We start from the raw sequence: 16732 nt of genomic DNA, 5'->3' as shown, positions 1-16732 counted from the left end.
CCAGGCTAATGGCCTGGTTTTAAGTATTAATTACTTTCAATTATAGTTCTATAAGCATTTTCAGTTATAGTAGCAGTTTTTTGCCAATTGAAGTCTTTTGCTCTTTCTAAGGATCTTTTTATATATTCTAATCTTAAATCATCATTATTTAAAATTTTAACTATAGCTTCTTGTAATTCATTTCTTTTATAAGGATTTATAAGTATTCCGGCATCTTTCACTACCTCTGGAATTGATGATAAATTAGATGTAATTACAGGTGTTCCACATTTCATTGCCTCAAGAGGGGGAAGCCCAAAACCTTCATATAATGAAGGATATACAAATAAATCAGCAGCGTTGTATAATATAGGCAATTCAAATGATTCAATATACCCAGTAAACATGATGTTTTCATGATGATTAAATTGGTTATATAATTTTTGACCTAGATCTTTTCTAGAACCTCCGATTACAAGACAGTAATCTTTTTTTAGAGACTTATAAGTTTTTAAGAAAGCCAAAATCAATTCTTTAACATTTTTTCTTTGACTAAAACCACCTATATAGAGTAAAAAAGGTTTTTGGATACCAAATTTTTTTTCAGTGTATGCAATACATTCATGTTTATTTAAAGGCTTATATTTGCTATCTGCTGCAAGTGGAGTTACAAATATTTTATCTTCATCTACATTAAAGAATCTAATGATATCATTTTTTGAACAATTCGATACTGTAAGAATTCCATCACATAAATCAATGATTTTTGGCATTTGAGCTAAAAATTTTTTTATATAACCTTTGCCTACTGTTTCAGGCATTAAATAGGGTATCAAATCATGTACTGTTATTACTTTTTTACAATTTATGCTTTCATTTAAGCCTATTCCATTTTGAGGGACATGATAAATTTGGACATCTGAATTATTTAAATTATTAGGGATATAATAGTCATTAAAAAACTTGTGAGATTTACTAGCGGTAAGTGTAATGTCTACATTGCTTTTAGAAAAAGAATCACGATTTCCTTTTGTCCAGAATAATTTATAATAGTTTTCTTTATAATTAATTAAATTTAGTAGCAACTTTTCTGTATAAGTACCAATTCCAGTACCTTTGTACAGATTTATTCCTCTTGCATCTATAGCAATTTTCATTAAATCACTCCTTGAATAACCTCATAATATAAATTATTAAGTATACAAGCTGTATGTGATTATATAGTTCTTATAACTTTATGCATCGTGCATTGAATATAGACAAAACAATGCATAAGTTCATTTTCAGAAGGCTATTGGCATTAAAAGCTATAATCACATAGTAAAATTATTAATCATATAATAAAATGAGAAAAATATTTGGAGGATTTGAATTGGATAAAGATGAAGTGAAATCATATGTTGAAAAAAGATATAATTTAAAAATTCAATCCATTGAACAATTAAAAAATGTATTCAAAATAAAAACTACAGAAAGAGAATATTGTTTAAAAACAATTAATTACGGTATTGATCATTTTTTGTTTATTGTAGCAGCAATAAAACATCTCCAAAATAATAATTTCGAAAATATTCCACAGATAATAAAAACTGATGATAATAAAGACTATATAGAATTAGATGGAAGATATGCTTATTTTACAGAATGGGTAAATGCAAAAAAAAGTGACTATTCAAATGAAGAGCAGTTGAAAATAGTAAGTAGAAAGCTTGCTGAACTTCATTTGAAGAGTGAAAATTTCAAAATAGAAAAGTATATGAAACCTAGAGTTGGATGGTTAAAGTGGATAGATACATTTTCTACTAGAAAGTGTGAAATTCTTGATTTTAAAGAAAGAATTCTAAAAAAAACTTCTATGGATATTTTTGATAAAACTTATCTAAATGTAATGGATGAAGAATTAATAAGAGCTGAAAATTCAATTAATAATTTAAAAAAAAGTTTATATTTTAATAGTATGAAAGAGGAAATAGAATTAAAAGGATTTTGTCATCATGATTTTGCATATCATAATATTTTAATTGATGACATTAATAATATTTATGTTATTGATTTTGATTATTGTATTTTAGATACTCATTTGCATGATTTAGCATCTCTTTTAATTCGGAGGATGAAATATAATAATTGGAGTATAAAGAACTCTAAGGAAATTATTAGTGAATATAATAAAATTTATCCTATTAAGGATAGCGATATACCAATTATGGCAGCTTTTATGGAATTTCCCCAGGATTATTGGCAAAGAGGGATACAATATTATTGGGAGAAGAAAAATTGGGGTATTGATTTTTTCATGAAAAAGCTAACACATTATATTGAGGATAGAGATAAAAAACAAAGCTTTATTAATGAATTTAAGAATAAAAAAGTAAGGCAGATAATTTAGGGGGTGTTGATATGAATGAAGAAAATATTAAAGAATTTGTAAAAGATGATTTGGATTTAAACGAATACGAAAAATCTGTTGATGAACTTAAAGAATATGTTAAGCAATTAAAAAAAATTAATAAAAAAAAGAAGAAGCTTAAAAAATTACAAAAAGAGAAAAAGTATTTAATGAAAAAATACAGTAAAGAATTGAAATAGAGGTGAACTTATGAAAAATGGATTAGATCCTCTAAAAGAGTTTTTAAGTAGAAATGGTGTAAATATAGGTAATAACCACAGTGAACAAGTGGTAATAAATGATGAAACCTTTGAAAACCAACTTATGTTGATAGTTAAGTTTCATGACAGTTGTAGAGGATATATCCCAAAAATGTGGAATAAAATTCCCGATAAAAGAGGATCTCTAATACAACAATTTAAGAATAAACAGAAAATTGCATACCAATATATTAGTGAACTAAAAGGTGAAAAGAAAAAAAGTACTTTCGAAGAATTTTTATTAGATAACATTTCGGGATTTTTTGCAAAGACACAAAATCTTTACTATATTGCACAACATGAAAAGTATAATAACTTATTAAAACGATGTATGGAAAGAGAAGAAATATGTATTGGAAATAGTTGTTTTTCAAACTTATGGCAGAACAAAGGTATACACTATGGAACATTAAATCGGTGCTGTTTAGACATGTATGAGAATGATGTTTTTTTCTTAATATCTAGGACAAAAATAAAAGGGAGTGTTCTAAACTGGGAAAAATTAATAAATATATATTGTAAAGAAGAAAAATTAGATCACTTTAGTGAAGAATACATTAAATGTTTATTGGATTATCCTTATGACTATATAAAATATGCAATAAAATATTTTACTAATAAAAAATTTTATAATGAAAGTATTTCTTGGGAAAAAGAAAAAAAATATATGAATAAAATAAAAATTGAAATGAAATCCACATAATAGTAAATAATAGAGGTGTAAAAATGCTTCATGTAATAAAGATAAAAAATAAAAGCGATTTGGTTAAATATGATTTGAATATTAATGTGTTTAATAATTATGATTTTGAAGTTATTGATATAATTCCTATGAGAAAAATATTTATATTAGAGACAGATAAAGGTTATAAGATTTTAAAAAGAATAAATTATAATCTTGAAACTTATAATTTTATTTTAAAGGGATTAGATTATATTAGGTCAAATGGTTTTGATAGAATAATGAAAATAAATAAGACAAAGGATGGAAAAAATTTTTATCAGTGGAAGGAAGATTATTATTTTATTATGGATATGATTGATGGGAGAGAAAGTCAATTTGATAATCCAATTGATGTGGAAACAAATACTAAAGGAATAGCTGATTTGCACATAGCATCTGAAGGATTTAAATATTACAATACAAATAAAAATATATGTGGGAATATGATAGAAAATTTTAAAGTTAAGTTAAAGCAGATGGAGTTATTTTATAACATAGCAAATTTAAATAAAGAAAATGAATTCGATAAAACTTTCTTAGAAATTTATCCAAGAATAGAAAAGCAAATGAAAGATAGCATAAAATTTTTGGAAGCATCAAATTATTACAAATTATGTAGTGAGGAGAACAAAATTATTCTTTGTCATCATGATTTAGCACATCATAATCTTTTAATAAAGGATAATGAAACTTATTTTATAGATTTTGATTATGCAGTAATAGATTTAAAAATACATGATTTAAGTAATTTCATAAATAAAATTGAAAAGAATAATGTATATGATTTTAGTGCTTGTAGAAAGATTCTTAAGATATATAATTCAATAAATAATATAGAACAAAATGAGTTATCAGTAATGTATGGATTTTTATCTTTCCCAAAAGATATATATGATATTACTAAAAACTATTATACTAGGTTAAAAGATTGGGAATATAAAACCTTTATAAAAAGGTTTGAAAATAAAATTATTTTAAATTGGTCAAAAGAAGAGTTTTTAAATAAATATAGGATGGAGTATTTAGGCTAAGTTATTTTTAACTTGGCTTTTATTTTGTGTAAAACTTAATAAGAAAAAAATTATAGAGAAAAAATTATAAAAAATATAAAATTAATGTGAAAAAAACTTCAAAATAATATATAATTAAAAGAGTGGTAGAGAAATTAGAATATTTTTGGATAACAAATGGGCTGAGATAAAATTTTAAGGAGGAGTTTATATGTACGAAAAACAAGTAGAAATAATTAATGAAACTGGGTTACATGCAAGACCGGCATCTCTTTTTATTGCAGAGGCAATGAAATATAAGAGTAACATTACTTTAATTAAAGGTGAAAAAACAGCTAATGGTAAAAGTATGTTAAATGTTTTATCTTTAGGTATGAATAAAGGGACTGTTATTACAATAAAAGCAGAGGGCGATGATGAACAGCTAGCTGTAGAAAAATTAGTAGATTTTATTGCTAATTTACAAGATTAATATAATATCTAAAAAGCAAATTGCATGATTATAATAATTATGCAATTTTTCTATTAAAATTATAAAATACAATTAATAAAGCTAAGTTTTTAGGAACTTAGCTTTATTATATTGGTAGCAATTTTAATTATTTTATAATGGCAGGAAAATATTTAGTCCAATCAGATAAGATTTTAATGTATAAATTACTGTTATAGAAAAAATTTAATATTTTAGAATTAGCAATTGAATCATTTAAACTATAGGTGTAAATTAGAGGTGCGAATACTACTAAAATTATGATTATAATCAATATGCTAGTTAGAAGTCCAAATAAAAGTCCTAAAAATTTATTAGATGCATTGAGAATTTTTGATTTTTTTATAGTTCTATTGATTATGTTTGTGAATATTGTTAATACAAATAATATAGCTAAAAATGTTATTAATGTTCCAATAGCTGAAATAAACATTTTTGTGAAAAATTCTGAAAATGAATTTTCTGCTTTTAATAAATGGTTCTCAAATAAGTTTTTAAATAAAGGTATCTGAGAACTAGAAGATTCAAGCGAGCTATTTGAAAAAAAGTATGTTTCTAAGTTTAAAGTCGTTAATTTTTGAGACACAAAGTGAAATAAGTTTTCTCTTAATGATGATTCCCACAAAAATACGATTACAAATGGCGATAAAATCTTAGTTCCAATAACTGCTACTATATATTTAATTAAATTTACTAAACTGAGAAAAAAACCTCTAATATATCCAACGAAAGCTAAAAAAGCAACTATTATTAAAATGGTTAAATCAAAATTATTCATTTATCTACTTACCCTCCAATTATAGAAAATCCATTAAGAAACTTTACTAATAATGCCTTAAGTAATTATAACAAAATTAATTAGAAAAATACAAAAAATAATCAAAGTGGGTTATTCGTAATATATTATGCAGTATGAGCTATTATCAAGAGGTTAAACTATATATATAATGAATACTTTGAGAAAATAAATGGGGTGAAATAAATGAATGAAAACTTAAAAGAATTAAGGAAAGCCAATGGAAATAGTGAAGCTGAAATAGGAGAGTTGTTAGAAATATCAGCTGATGAGTATATTAAAAAAGAAAATGGATTAATAAATCTAACAAATGGAGAAAAGGGAGTCTTAAGCGAGTATTATGGAATAGATAAGAAAAGTTTAAATTAATTTATTAATGAATTTTATTAGCGTTCTAGAAAAAATGCATAAATATAATAATGCAAGAAAGTTTATGAATTATTCATAAACTTTCTTGCATTTTTGAGGAAATTAAATCGCAATAATTAATATCTGATGTGTATACATAGAACGTTATTACTGTTAAATGCGCAAAACACATAGAAAAAGATCTAAAAAAGTATTGTGTAAAAATATAGAAATGAAATATGTATTTACTGATATTGTATTATTATAAATAAAACCACGCTAATCATGCATTAATATTCATAAAAGTAAATAAGTATTTAATTATTTAATCTGTTATGTTAGAATATATATATTATATGATTTTGGGGCTTAAGTAAATTGCGTAAGTTAAATAAGGAGGGGATTTAATGTCTGAATACTTAAAGTATAATATTTTTGATAAACTTGCATTAAAAGCAGAGATAAATAATAAAATAGATACAAGTTTATATGATAAGTATGAACTCAAAAGAGGACTTAGAAATAACAATGGAACCGGGGTTTTAGTTGGTCTTACTCAAGTTGGAAGTGTTCATGGGTATGTACTGAATGAAGGTAAAAAAACATCTATAGAAGGTCGACTTAATTATAGAGGGATAAGTCTAAAAAAGTTAGTAAATGGCTTTCAAAATGAGAAAAGACACGGATTTGAAGAAATAAGTTATTTATTGCTTTTTGGAAGACTTCCTTCACAAGAGGAACTTCAGGAGTTTAAAATTATTCTTTCCAATTATAGAAAATTACCAGAAGGTTTTATTGAAGATATGATTTTAAAATTTCCGAGTAAAGATATTATGAATAAATTACAAAGAAGTGTTCTGGTATCATATTCTTTTGATGAAAATCCAGACGATATTAGTGTAAAAGGTTTGATTGAACAAAGTATTAAGATGCTTTCAAGATTTCCATCATTTATAGCTTATGGATATCAAGCAAAAGCACATTATTATGATAAAAAAAGTTTGTATTTACACTCTCCTAATACTGGGCTAGATACAGCAGAAAATATACTTCATCTTATTAGACCGGATAATAAATTTACAGAAAAAGAGGCTGAATTATTAGATTTATCTTTAGTGCTTCATGCAGAACATGGTGGTGGTAATAATTCAAGTTTTGCTACGCATGTTGTTTCATCTACAGGTACAGACACTTACTCTGCAATTGCTTCTGCGGTAGGATCTTTAAAAGGACCAAAGCATGGCGGCGCTAATATAAAAGTTATTCAAATGATAGAGAATATAAAAGAAAATGTTTCAAATTGGAGAGATAAAGAAGCGTTAAAAGATTATTTATATAGAATATTGAAAAAAGAAGTTTTTGATAGAAAAGGGCTAATTTATGGTATGGGGCATGCAATTTATACTATATCTGATCCTAGAGCAGTACTTTTAAAAGAAAAGGCATATGAACTTGCAAAAGAGAAAAATAGAACTTCTGAGTATGAATTTTATAGAAATATTGAAGAATTAACTATAGAAATCTTTAAAGAAATTAAAAATGGTAAGGATATATGTGCAAATGTAGATTTATACTCTGGATTTGTATATGATATGCTTAATATTCCAAAAGAATTGTATACTCCGATATTTGCAACAGCTAGAGTTGCAGGGTGGTGTGCTCACAGAATAGAGCAAATAGTTAGTGAACCTAAAATAATTAGACCGGCTTATCAAAATATAGAACCTAATCAAGAATATGTGGATTTAAAAAATAGAAGGTAAAACTGTAGCCAATGCTACAGTTTTTTTGCTATGTTTTAAACTAATATTGATATTGAATAAAAAGTTTACTGTTGAAATAAAAAACGAACTAGAGCTTAAAACAAAGCCTTTGTTCTTACATTGTAAAGAAAAAAGTAACCATTAAAGGAACTAGTGCAGTAAGTAAAGCCCCATTTATAAATGAAACAATTGCTACTTCAGAGTTAGTAGCATTTGATATTAGTGGCAGTGTTGTATCCATAGAAGTGGCACCAGCTGGGGCAATAGCTGTAAAAAAATTAAGCTTTTTTGCCAAGATAGGTATTGTGATAACCGCAAAGAGCTCTCTTAATACGTTAGTAAGAAAGGCGATAGTACCTACTTCAGCGTTACATAAATTGGTTAAGAGTACACCAGATAGGCTATACCAGCCAAAACCTGATGCAATAGATAAACCGGTTTTTACTGACATACCACATAGTAAACTAGCTATAACACCGCCAAAAAGGCTTCCTACAATTATTCCAAAAGGCACAAATAAAATTTTAAAACCAAGGTTCTTTAAATCTTTTAATAAAGATTTGTTATTTCCAACATCTATTCCTACTAAGAAAATTAGTATATATAGACTAATACTAGAGATTGAGTCTAAATGAGTCGCCATATTGGCAGGTAGAATATAATGGCCAGTAAAAGCTCCTATAATAATAGATAATACAATTATATACGTCATTTTTTTTGGTCTCCTATTATAAATATGCGAGTTAATAAATAAACTACAATAATACTGAATAATGAAGTGCTAATTGCAAAAAATAAAGATGATTTACCAATGTTTCTTAAATTAGATATAATAGATTTTTGGGTTCCCATAGATGCTCCCATAGAAAACAGCAAAAAAGTTACTCCAACTAATTGTAAATTTGAAATTAATTTTTTCTGTTTAGGAGAAAATTTAAATAAAAGCCCAATAATGATTCCTATTGTTAATGATATTAATATTCCTAACATTCTCAACTCTCCTTATAAAAAATAAACGGTAAATAATACATAAACTTAATTATCCTTGTACATTATAACTCTATGTAATGAAAAAGGGAAGATATTAGAAGTATAATTATGTAAGTATGATTTTAAAAAATATAGTACTGAGGTGAATTTTATTTGGAAAAGAAAAAACTATTTAATGAATTTACAGAGCATCTTTTAAAAGATGAAAAGCCATCAAATTATTTTCAAGAAATCTTTAAAGATAAGTCAATTAGTGAAATGTATCCTTATAAATTGTTAAGTGTGTTGAAAGAAGTACCTCAAAATTTAAAATATCATCCCGAAGGATCAGTTTGGAATCATACAATGCTAGTGGTAGATATGGCTGCTGATATGAAAAAAAAGAGCATGGATCAAAAAACTTTTATGTGGGCAGCTCTTTTACATGATTTAGGGAAACATCCTACAACAAAATTAAAAAAAGGAAGAATTGTATCATATGATCATGATAGGTATGGAAGAAAATTAGCAATTAAGTTTTTGCAAGAGTTAACTGAAGACGAAGAATTCATAATAAGAGTTGCATCATTAGTTCGATGGCATATGAATGCTCTTTTTGTAGTAAAGGATTTACCTTTTGCAAATCTAGAAAATTTGACAAAGGAAGTTTCCATTGATGAAATAGCATTATTAACTATCTGTGATAGGTTAGGTAGAGGTGGCATGACGGAGGAAAAAGTAAGAGAAGAGAAAAACAATATAGATTTGTTTGTTAAAAAGTGTAAGGAATTTAAAGAAATTTAGAAAAAATAATTTGACAATTACTCTTTTTGTGGTATAAGTAAGCATTAAATGATAAAATAACATTTGAAATCAAAACAGTATATTTATTTTAGGTTATGTTTTAAACCAGTTTTGTTAGGTAGTAGTGAGCAGGTAGGTAAAATAAAATGCCAAACAGATTAGTTAAGAGTTAAAAGTTAAGAGTGAAGAGTTAAGGTTGATTTTCTTGTAGAAAATCTTTAACTAAGCCTTTGTTAGCTTCGCTAACGTGACTAAGGATCTTTTGCTAATGAAAAAGGAAGGTATTTAATTTTTTTATATAATTAAAAGCTTTCGCTTGCGAAAGGTGTCCACAACTCTTAACTTTTAACTCTTCACTCTTAACTATAAATTGTGAAGCGCTTTTCTTCGCAATTTATAGTTATTGTGTTCTTTAAAATCAACAAAAGATTAAAACAAAAACTTATTTTAAGGGGTGGAACTTTTGGATATAAAATGGAGTAAGTTACAAAATGGAACAGACATAAGAGGGGTAGCTTTAGAAGGTGTACATGGGGAAAATGTTAATTTAACTGGAGAAGTAGTTGAAAAAATAGGGTACTCATTTATGGTTTGGTTATCAAATAAAATTGGAAAGAGTGCAAAAGACATTAAAATTGCCGTTGGAAATGATTCTAGATTATCAGGCCCAGAATTAAAGAAGGCTTTAATAAAAGGTTTGAGTTCAGAAGAAAGTGTTGTTTTTGATTGTGGATTAGCTTCAACACCAGCTATGTTTATGACAACGGTTGTTGATGGATATAATTTTGATGGTGCTATAATGATTACTGCAAGTCACCTACCTTTTAATAGAAATGGATTGAAGTTTTTCACAAAAGAAGGCGGTCTTGAGAAAGTAGACATAAAAGAAATTCTGACTATTGCTGAAGAATATAACTATACATATGAAGAGAGAAATATTGAGTCTCAAGAAATTGATTTTATATCAGTTTACTCAGATATATTTGTAAAAAAAATTAGAAAAGAAGTAAATTCAAAAAATAATTGGGAAAAGCCTTTAGAAGGACTAAAAATAATTGTAGATGCAGGTAATGGAGCAGGTGGATTTTTTGCATCAAAAGTCTTAGAACCATTAGGAGCAGATATAACTGGTAGTCAATTTTTAAACCCAGATGGAAGATTTCCAAATCATATACCAAATCCAGAAGTAAAAGAAGCTATGGAATCAATCCAAGAGGCTGTAAAATCCAATAAAGCTGATTTTGGGATAATTTTTGATACAGATGTAGATAGAGCTGCTGTTGTGGATGGCAATGGTAATGCTATTAATAGGAATAGTTTAATAGCTTTAATTTCTGCAATAATACTAGAAGAGCATCCTAATTCAACTATTGTTACAGATTCTGTTACTTCAAACGGATTAAAAAAATTCATAGAAAATGACCTTAAAGGTGTTCATCATCGATTTAAAAGAGGATATAAAAATGTTATTAACGAGGCTATTAGGTTGAATAATGAGGGTACTGAATCTCATTTAGCTATAGAGACTTCTGGTCATGCAGCAATTAAAGAAAATTACTTTTTAGATGATGGAGCTTATCTTACTGCTAAAATTTTAATAAAATTAGCGAAGATGAAATTAGAGAAGAATAAAAATATAACGGAACTAATTTCAGCATTAGAAACTCCATTAGTATCTAATGAGTACAGAGTTAAAATAAACACTGAAGAATTTGGGAATTATGGAAGTGGGGTACTTGAAGATTTAACGAAATTTGCCAAGCAAAAAAAAGGATGGTCTATAGTTCCAAATAACTTTGAAGGTGTCAGAATAGATTTGGATAAAGAAAATGGAGATGGATGGTTTTTGGTTAGAATGTCATTACATGATCCTGTAATTCCGATAAATATTGAATCATACTCTGAAGGTGGAGTTGAAATTGCAGCTAAAAGCTTAGAAAAGTTTTTAAATAGATATGATTTATTAGATTTGAGTTGTTTTTCAAAATAGTGGATTAAAAACAGTGCTAATTGCAAATAATATGCTTGCAGGTGCTGTTTTTTTATTGTTGTTGATTGCAATGTATCTAGAAGTTGTATCAACATTATTTATAAACATACCTACTAATATAGTATTATTGGAGGTGGATAATGGATATAACTATTATGGCAGTTTCTATTAACCCAAGGAATGAATATGCTCCTAAAGTTCAAGAAATTCTTACGAAAAAGGGATGCATTATAAAAACAAGATTAGGGTTACATAACCTTGAAGAAGATAATTGTTCTAGAAAAGGACTGATATTGTTAGAACTATGTTCAAAGAATAGTGAAGTGATGGAGTTAAAAGAGGAATTAACTAAAATTGAAGGTGTTTCTGTAAAGACTATGATAATTTAATAACAAAAGTAGGTAGAAGTATAACAAACTACCTGCTTTTTTTTTACATAAAAGTTATTTTAACGATGGAAATTTTGATAAATTTGTGGTATATTAATTATTGTAATGTCAGAAAATTTGAATCTTTTCAATAAATCAGAATATTAAGAAATAAAAAGAATCTAGTAATAATTATTATCTGTAAATAAATCCAAAAAATACTATCAAATCCACAAATTAATTATATTTTTTTAATTAAGAGTGTTAGTTAAATAACAAACTATTAAGGGGTGATTATTTTGACAGGAAAATGTTGTTGCTCAAACAAGAAAGATGACAGAGATGACAGAATTATCAAAACTAGGGAAATGGTGCAAAAATTTAAAAATGTTAAGGGAGCATTGATTCCAGTAATGCATGAAGTTCAAAAGATGTATGGATACCTTAACGAAGAAGCATTAGAAGTAGTATCAGAAGAATTAAAAATACCGTTGGCTGAAATTTATGGTGTTGCTACATTCTATAGTCAGTTCTCATTGGAGCCTAAAGGTAAACATCAAATTAAGGTGTGTTTAGGTACAGCGTGTTATGTAAAAGGAGCTCAAAATATTCTTGATAAATTCTCTCATGAATTAAAAGTTGAGGTTGGTAAAACAACTGAAGATGGGAAATTCACTTTAGAAGCAGCTAGATGCATAGGTTCATGTGGATTGGCACCTGTAATAATGGTTGATGATAAAGTCTATGGTGGATTACATCCAAATGATGTTATAAGAATCTTAGAGGAATATAAATAGTCGGGGGTGATATTTTGAAAAAGCTAACTATTGTAGATTTAGAGAATATTAAAAAAGAAAATTTAGATAGAGTAAATCAAAATAGAGATAGAGAAACTACTAGAATAGTTGTAGGAATGGCTACATGTGGGATTGCAGCAGGGGCACAACCTGTTTATGACGCTATGAAACAAAAGATAGATGCTATGGAATTGGAGAATGTTGTTTTGGTTAAAACTGGATGTATAGGTGTATGTAAATTGGAACCTATTGTTGAAGTGCTTAGACCTGGTGAAGAGAAAGTTACTTATGTAAATATGACTCCTCACAAAGCAAGAATGGTTATAAGAGACCACATCATGAAAGGTAAAATAGTTGATAGCTGTTCAATTCATGTTGCTGGTAATACTATATTAAATGACTATTCTATAATAGAGTAAGGGGAGGGGTGTTTGTATGGAATTTTATACTTCGCAAATTTTAGTAAGTAATTGTGGCTCTAATAGTACTGCGGACTCAAAGAAACTTTCTAAGGTTTTTAAACAACAGTTAAGACAATTAAAATTAGAGAATGAAGTAGAAGTTTTAGATATATCATGTATAGGGTTATGTGAAAGTGCACCTATAGTTATTATTTATCCAGAAGGTACAGTTTATGGACATGTTACAACAAAAGATGTTAGAGAATTAATAGAAGAGCACATTATTAAGGAAAAACCACTTCAAAGATTGTTATATAAAAATGATGGTAAAAGTCATAGAGTAAAATCAATTAATGATCTCAATATATTTAAAAAGCAACAAAGAATTACTCTAAGAAATTGCGGAATTATTGATCCAGAAAATATTGAAGAATATATAGCTGTAGATGGTTATAAAGCTTTAGCAAATGCTCTTACAGAAATGAAACCAGAAGATGTTGTAAATGTTATCAAAGATTCCGGTTTACGTGGTCGAGGTGGTGGAGGATTCTCTACTGGACTAAAATGGGGCTTTACTGCTGAGCAAGTTAGTGATCAAAAATATATTATTTGTAATGCCGATGAAGGTGACCCTGGCGCATTTATGGACCGTTCAGCTTTAGAAGGAGATCCTCATTCAGTACTTGAAGCTATGGCTATAGCAGGATATGCAATTGGGGCTGATAAGGGTTTTATCTATGTTAGAGTTGAGTATCCATTAGCTGTTGAGAGACTCCAAGTAGCAATTGATAAAGCGAAAGAGTATGGTGTACTTGGGGATAAAATATTTGGAACAGACTTTAATTTTGATATAGAAATAAGATTAGGTGCAGGAGCTTTTGTTTGTGGTGAAGAAACAGCTCTTATGCAATCTATAGAAGGTAAAAGAGGAATGCCTGTTACAAAACCACCATTCCCTTCAGTTAGTGGTTTATGGAAAAAACCTACTTGTATAAACAATGTTGAAACACTAATGAATATTTGTCCTATTATATTAAATGGTGCAAAGTGGTTTAGAAGTATAGGTACTGAAAAGAGTCCGGGAACAAAAGTATTTGCCCTTGGAGGAAAAATAAGAAATGCAGGATTAGTAGAAATTCCAATGGGTATGCATTTAAAAGATGTAATTTTTGATGTAGGTGGCGGAATTCCAAATGGTAAGGAATTCAAAGCCGTTCAAACAGGAGGTCCTTCAGGTGGTTGTATTCCAGCTGCTCACATTGATGTACCTATAGAATATGATACATTAATAGAATTAGGTTCTATGATGGGTTCAGGTGGTATGATAGTAATGGATGAAGACAACTGTATGGTTGATGTTGCTAGATTCTTCCTTGATTTTACCAGAGATGAGTCTTGCGGTAAATGTACTTCATGTAGAATAGGTACAAAGAGACTACTTGAATTGCTTGAAAAGATAACAAATGGTAAGGGAGAGCCAAAAGATATTAAAAAGTTAGAAAGACTATCAAAACAAATAAAATTGACAGCTCTTTGCGGACTTGGGCAGACAGCGCCTAATCCTATTTTATCTACAATGAGATATTTTATAGATGAGTATGAAGCACATGTTAATGAAAAGAAATGTCCAGCAAAAGTATGTAAACCATTATTTGAATATGTAATTCTTGAAGATAAATGTAAGAAATGTGGAATGTGTGTTAGAAATTGTAATGTGGGTGCTATCAGTGGAAAAGTTGGGGAACTACATATTATAGATCCGGATAAATGTAGTAAATGTGGTTTCTGCGTAGAAGTATGTCCATTTGATGCAATAATTACTAGATAGTGAGAAGGGGTGATACAATGGATACTGTTAATATGATAATAGATGGTATAAAGGTAGAAGCACCAAAAGGAAGTACGGTTTTGCAGGTAGCTAAAGCTAATGGAATTGATATTCCAACTTTATGTTTTTTAAAAGAAATTAATGAAGTATCAAGCTGTAGAGTATGTCTTGTTGAAGCGGGACCAAAACTACTTCCTTCTTGTACATTAAAAGTAAGTGAAGGGTTGGAAATTAAAACAAATACAGCTAAAGTTAGAGAAGCAAGAAAAACAGTGGTAGAATTATTATTATCTAATCATAATAGAGATTGTACTATCTGTACAAGAAATGGTAGTTGTGAACTTCAACAGTTAGCTGAAGATTTAAATATTAGAGAAATAGAATACGAAGGTGATTTTTCGGCTTGCGCACTAGATGTTTCTTCAATGTCTGTGGTAAGAGATCCAGAAAAATGTGTTTTATGTGGAAGATGTATTGCTGCTTGTAATGAAGTTCAAACAGTAGGTGCAATAAATTTCTCTGGTAGAGGGTTTGATACAAAGGTAGCTTCTGCTTATGATAGACCTTTAGGAGAAAGTATTTGTATTAATTGTGGTCAATGTATAAATGCATGTCCTACAGGTGCGCTTCATGAAAAAGATAGTATTAGAGATACTTGGGATGCTATTATTGATGAAAACAAATATGTAGTAGTTCAAACAGCTCCTGCAGTTAGAGTTGCTCTAGGAGAAGAATTTGGAATGCCAATTGGTACAAGAGTTACAGGTAAAATGGTAACAGCTTTGAGAAGAATGGGATTTGACAAAGTTTTTGATACTGATTTTGCTGCTGATTTAACTATTATGGAAGAAGGAACGGAATTATTATCAAGAATAAGCAATAATGGTACTTTACCATTAATGACTTCTTGTTGTCCTGGATGGATAAAATTTGCTGAGCATAATTTCCCGGATTTCTTAGATAATTTGTCTACTTGTAAATCCCCTCATGAGATGGAAGGGGCACTTATAAAATCTTATTTTGCGCAAAAGAATGATATTGATCCAAAGGATATTGTTGTTGTTTCTATTATGCCTTGTGTTGCTAAAAAGTTTGAGAATAGAAGAGAAGAATTATCAAATGCTAGCATGCAGGATGTTGATATAGTTCTTACAACAAGAGAGTTAGCTCAGATGATTAAAGAATCAGCAGTAGATTTCGTTAAGTTACCAGAAGATGATTTTGATAATCCTTTAGGGGAATCAACTGGAGCTGCTGTAATTTTTGGTGTAACAGGTGGAGTTGCAGAAGCTGCTTTAAGGACAGTTTTTGAACTAACAGGGAAGGAAAAACTTGATAAGTTAGAGTTTAATGCAGTCCGCGGAGTTGAAGGAGTTAAAGAAAATACTATTGAACTTCCAAATGGAGCTAAAATAAACACTGCTGTTATATCAGGGCTTGGAAATGCTAGAAAGGTTATGGATATGATAAGAAGTGGAGAGAAGGAATATCACTTCATAGAGGTAATGGCATGTCCTGGTGGTTGTGTAACTGGTGGAGGCCAGCCTATAGTAAATCCAAAAATGATAGAAAATAGTGAGGTAAGTAAGTTGAGAGCTAAAGCTACTTACGATGAAGATGAAGCTAAACAATACAGAAAATCTCATGAAAATCCTCATATTAAAGCAATCTATGAAGAATATTTAGAAAAACCAAATTCTCATAAAGCACATGAGTTATTGCATACTCATTATGTTGATAGAGGCTTATTTAATAAAAAATAAGAGGTGTCCCTTTCGGGGGAGACCTCTTATTTTCTCAAATTATTGTAAAGGTC

The 16732-nt window shown here is 28.5% G+C and carries 18 protein-coding genes; 14 read left to right on the top strand and 4 right to left on the bottom strand.

Going from position 1 to position 16732, the window contains the following annotated elements:
- Positions 1 to 26: 26 nt before the first annotated feature.
- On the bottom strand, positions 27 to 1136 hold the full coding sequence (locus ACQ3F0_RS17075) for a glycosyltransferase family 4 protein (RefSeq protein ID WP_428866564.1): 1110 nt from the start codon (positions 1134 to 1136) through the stop codon (positions 27 to 29).
- Positions 1137 to 1351: 215 nt separating this feature from the next.
- Between ACQ3F0_RS17075 and ACQ3F0_RS17070 the strand changes: the two genes are divergently transcribed.
- The 5 genes from ACQ3F0_RS17070 (at position 1352) to ACQ3F0_RS17050 (ending at position 4834) form a co-directional block, all read left to right on the top strand.
- Positions 1352 to 2368, top strand: a complete 1017-nt coding sequence (locus ACQ3F0_RS17070; protein ID WP_428866563.1) for a CotS family spore coat protein — start codon at positions 1352 to 1354, stop codon at positions 2366 to 2368.
- Positions 2369 to 2379: 11 nt separating this feature from the next.
- A complete protein-coding gene (locus tag ACQ3F0_RS17065) occupies positions 2380 to 2568 on the top strand; it encodes a hypothetical protein (RefSeq protein WP_428866562.1) in 189 nt (62 codons plus the stop codon).
- A 10-nt stretch (positions 2569 to 2578) separates the two neighbouring features.
- Positions 2579 to 3331: a hypothetical protein gene (locus ACQ3F0_RS17060; protein ID WP_428866561.1), complete on the top strand. Its 753-nt coding sequence runs from the start codon at positions 2579 to 2581 to the stop codon at positions 3329 to 3331.
- Positions 3332 to 3354: 23 nt separating this feature from the next.
- Positions 3355 to 4383 carry a CotS family spore coat protein gene (locus tag ACQ3F0_RS17055; protein ID WP_428866560.1) on the top strand — a complete coding sequence of 343 codons (1029 nt, stop codon included), beginning with the start codon at positions 3355 to 3357 and terminating at the stop codon, positions 4381 to 4383.
- A 190-nt stretch (positions 4384 to 4573) separates the two neighbouring features.
- Entirely contained in the window at positions 4574 to 4834 is a 261-nt protein-coding gene (locus tag ACQ3F0_RS17050; protein ID WP_428866559.1) for an HPr family phosphocarrier protein, read from the top strand.
- A gap of 127 nt (positions 4835 to 4961) precedes the next feature.
- Here ACQ3F0_RS17050 and ACQ3F0_RS17045 read toward each other — a convergent pair whose 3' ends face one another.
- A complete protein-coding gene (locus tag ACQ3F0_RS17045) occupies positions 4962 to 5630 on the bottom strand; it encodes a CvpA family protein (protein WP_428866558.1) in 669 nt (222 codons plus the stop codon).
- Between the two features lie 204 nt (positions 5631 to 5834).
- Here ACQ3F0_RS17045 and ACQ3F0_RS17040 point away from each other — a divergent pair, with 204 nt between their 5' ends.
- Both ACQ3F0_RS17040 and ACQ3F0_RS17035 read left to right on the top strand, forming a co-directional pair.
- Positions 5835 to 6017 (top strand): hypothetical protein, encoded by a 183-nt coding sequence (locus ACQ3F0_RS17040; protein ID WP_428866557.1) that lies wholly within the window; start codon positions 5835 to 5837, stop codon positions 6015 to 6017.
- A 386-nt stretch (positions 6018 to 6403) separates the two neighbouring features.
- On the top strand, positions 6404 to 7759 hold the full coding sequence (locus ACQ3F0_RS17035; RefSeq protein WP_428866556.1) for a citrate/2-methylcitrate synthase: 1356 nt from the start codon (positions 6404 to 6406) through the stop codon (positions 7757 to 7759).
- Between the two features lie 115 nt (positions 7760 to 7874).
- Here ACQ3F0_RS17035 and ACQ3F0_RS17030 read toward each other — a convergent pair whose 3' ends face one another.
- Positions 7875 to 8471 carry a LysO family transporter gene (locus tag ACQ3F0_RS17030; RefSeq protein ID WP_428866555.1) on the bottom strand — a complete coding sequence of 199 codons (597 nt, stop codon included), beginning with the start codon at positions 8469 to 8471 and terminating at the stop codon, positions 7875 to 7877.
- The gene (locus ACQ3F0_RS17025; protein ID WP_428866554.1) at positions 8468 to 8749 is read right to left on the bottom strand and encodes a LysO family transporter; all 282 of its coding nucleotides are present in this window, start codon (positions 8747 to 8749) and stop codon (positions 8468 to 8470) included. The genes ACQ3F0_RS17030 and ACQ3F0_RS17025 overlap by 4 nt, the downstream gene beginning before the upstream one ends.
- 153 nt (positions 8750 to 8902) lie before the next feature.
- On the opposite strand from ACQ3F0_RS17025, the gene ACQ3F0_RS17020 reads away from it, so the two are divergent.
- From ACQ3F0_RS17020 to ACQ3F0_RS16990, 7 genes are all read left to right on the top strand, one after another.
- Positions 8903 to 9532, top strand: coding sequence for an HD domain-containing protein (locus tag ACQ3F0_RS17020; RefSeq protein ID WP_428866553.1), 630 nt, complete (start codon positions 8903 to 8905; stop codon positions 9530 to 9532).
- Positions 9533 to 9995: 463 nt separating this feature from the next.
- Entirely contained in the window at positions 9996 to 11522 is a 1527-nt protein-coding gene (locus tag ACQ3F0_RS17015) for a phosphohexomutase domain-containing protein (RefSeq protein WP_428866552.1), read from the top strand.
- Positions 11523 to 11662: 140 nt separating this feature from the next.
- Positions 11663 to 11911 carry a CPF_0552 family protein gene (locus ACQ3F0_RS17010; protein ID WP_428866551.1) on the top strand — a complete coding sequence of 83 codons (249 nt, stop codon included), beginning with the start codon at positions 11663 to 11665 and terminating at the stop codon, positions 11909 to 11911.
- Positions 11912 to 12180: 269 nt separating this feature from the next.
- Positions 12181 to 12687, top strand: a complete 507-nt coding sequence (gene nuoE / locus ACQ3F0_RS17005) for an NADH-quinone oxidoreductase subunit NuoE (protein ID WP_487250443.1) — start codon at positions 12181 to 12183, stop codon at positions 12685 to 12687.
- Positions 12688 to 12701: 14 nt separating this feature from the next.
- Positions 12702 to 13106, top strand: coding sequence for a (2Fe-2S) ferredoxin domain-containing protein (locus tag ACQ3F0_RS17000; RefSeq protein ID WP_428866550.1), 405 nt, complete (start codon positions 12702 to 12704; stop codon positions 13104 to 13106).
- A 16-nt stretch (positions 13107 to 13122) separates the two neighbouring features.
- Positions 13123 to 14916, top strand: coding sequence for an NADH-ubiquinone oxidoreductase-F iron-sulfur binding region domain-containing protein (locus ACQ3F0_RS16995; RefSeq protein ID WP_428866549.1), 1794 nt, complete (start codon positions 13123 to 13125; stop codon positions 14914 to 14916).
- Positions 14917 to 14933: 17 nt separating this feature from the next.
- Positions 14934 to 16679 (top strand): NADH-dependent [FeFe] hydrogenase, group A6, encoded by a 1746-nt coding sequence (locus ACQ3F0_RS16990; RefSeq protein ID WP_428866548.1) that lies wholly within the window; start codon positions 14934 to 14936, stop codon positions 16677 to 16679.
- Positions 16680 to 16732 lie beyond the last annotated feature (53 nt).

Origin of the sequence: Clostridium sediminicola (genome assembly GCF_050402865.1) — a bacterium.
In the GTDB taxonomy this organism is placed as follows: Bacteria; Bacillota; Clostridia; order Clostridiales; family Clostridiaceae; genus Clostridium_AF; species Clostridium_AF sediminicola.
The sequence above is the reverse complement of the archived record's forward strand: the minus strand, read 5'-3'. Positions and strand labels throughout refer to the sequence as shown.

What these genes read in the sequence shown, in the direction of transcription:
- ACQ3F0_RS17075 (WP_428866564.1), bottom strand. Translation starts at nt 1,136, where the DNA reads ATGAAAATTGCTATAGATGCAAGAGGAATAAATCTGTACAAAGGTACT.
- ACQ3F0_RS17065 (WP_428866562.1), top strand. Translation starts at nt 2,380, where the DNA reads ATGAATGAAGAAAATATTAAAGAATTTGTAAAAGATGATTTGGATTTA.
- ACQ3F0_RS17060 (WP_428866561.1), top strand. Translation starts at nt 2,579, where the DNA reads ATGAAAAATGGATTAGATCCTCTAAAAGAGTTTTTAAGTAGAAATGGT.
- ACQ3F0_RS17055 (WP_428866560.1), top strand. Translation starts at nt 3,355, where the DNA reads ATGCTTCATGTAATAAAGATAAAAAATAAAAGCGATTTGGTTAAATAT.
- ACQ3F0_RS17050 (WP_428866559.1), top strand. Translation starts at nt 4,574, where the DNA reads ATGTACGAAAAACAAGTAGAAATAATTAATGAAACTGGGTTACATGCA.
- ACQ3F0_RS17045 (WP_428866558.1), bottom strand. Translation starts at nt 5,630, where the DNA reads ATGAATAATTTTGATTTAACCATTTTAATAATAGTTGCTTTTTTAGCT.
- ACQ3F0_RS17040 (WP_428866557.1), top strand. Translation starts at nt 5,835, where the DNA reads ATGAATGAAAACTTAAAAGAATTAAGGAAAGCCAATGGAAATAGTGAA.
- ACQ3F0_RS17035 (WP_428866556.1), top strand. Translation starts at nt 6,404, where the DNA reads ATGTCTGAATACTTAAAGTATAATATTTTTGATAAACTTGCATTAAAA.
- ACQ3F0_RS17030 (WP_428866555.1), bottom strand. Translation starts at nt 8,471, where the DNA reads ATGACGTATATAATTGTATTATCTATTATTATAGGAGCTTTTACTGGC.
- ACQ3F0_RS17025 (WP_428866554.1), bottom strand. Translation starts at nt 8,749, where the DNA reads ATGTTAGGAATATTAATATCATTAACAATAGGAATCATTATTGGGCTT.
- ACQ3F0_RS17010 (WP_428866551.1), top strand. Translation starts at nt 11,663, where the DNA reads ATGGATATAACTATTATGGCAGTTTCTATTAACCCAAGGAATGAATAT.
- ACQ3F0_RS16995 (WP_428866549.1), top strand. Translation starts at nt 13,123, where the DNA reads ATGGAATTTTATACTTCGCAAATTTTAGTAAGTAATTGTGGCTCTAAT.
- ACQ3F0_RS16990 (WP_428866548.1), top strand. Translation starts at nt 14,934, where the DNA reads ATGGATACTGTTAATATGATAATAGATGGTATAAAGGTAGAAGCACCA.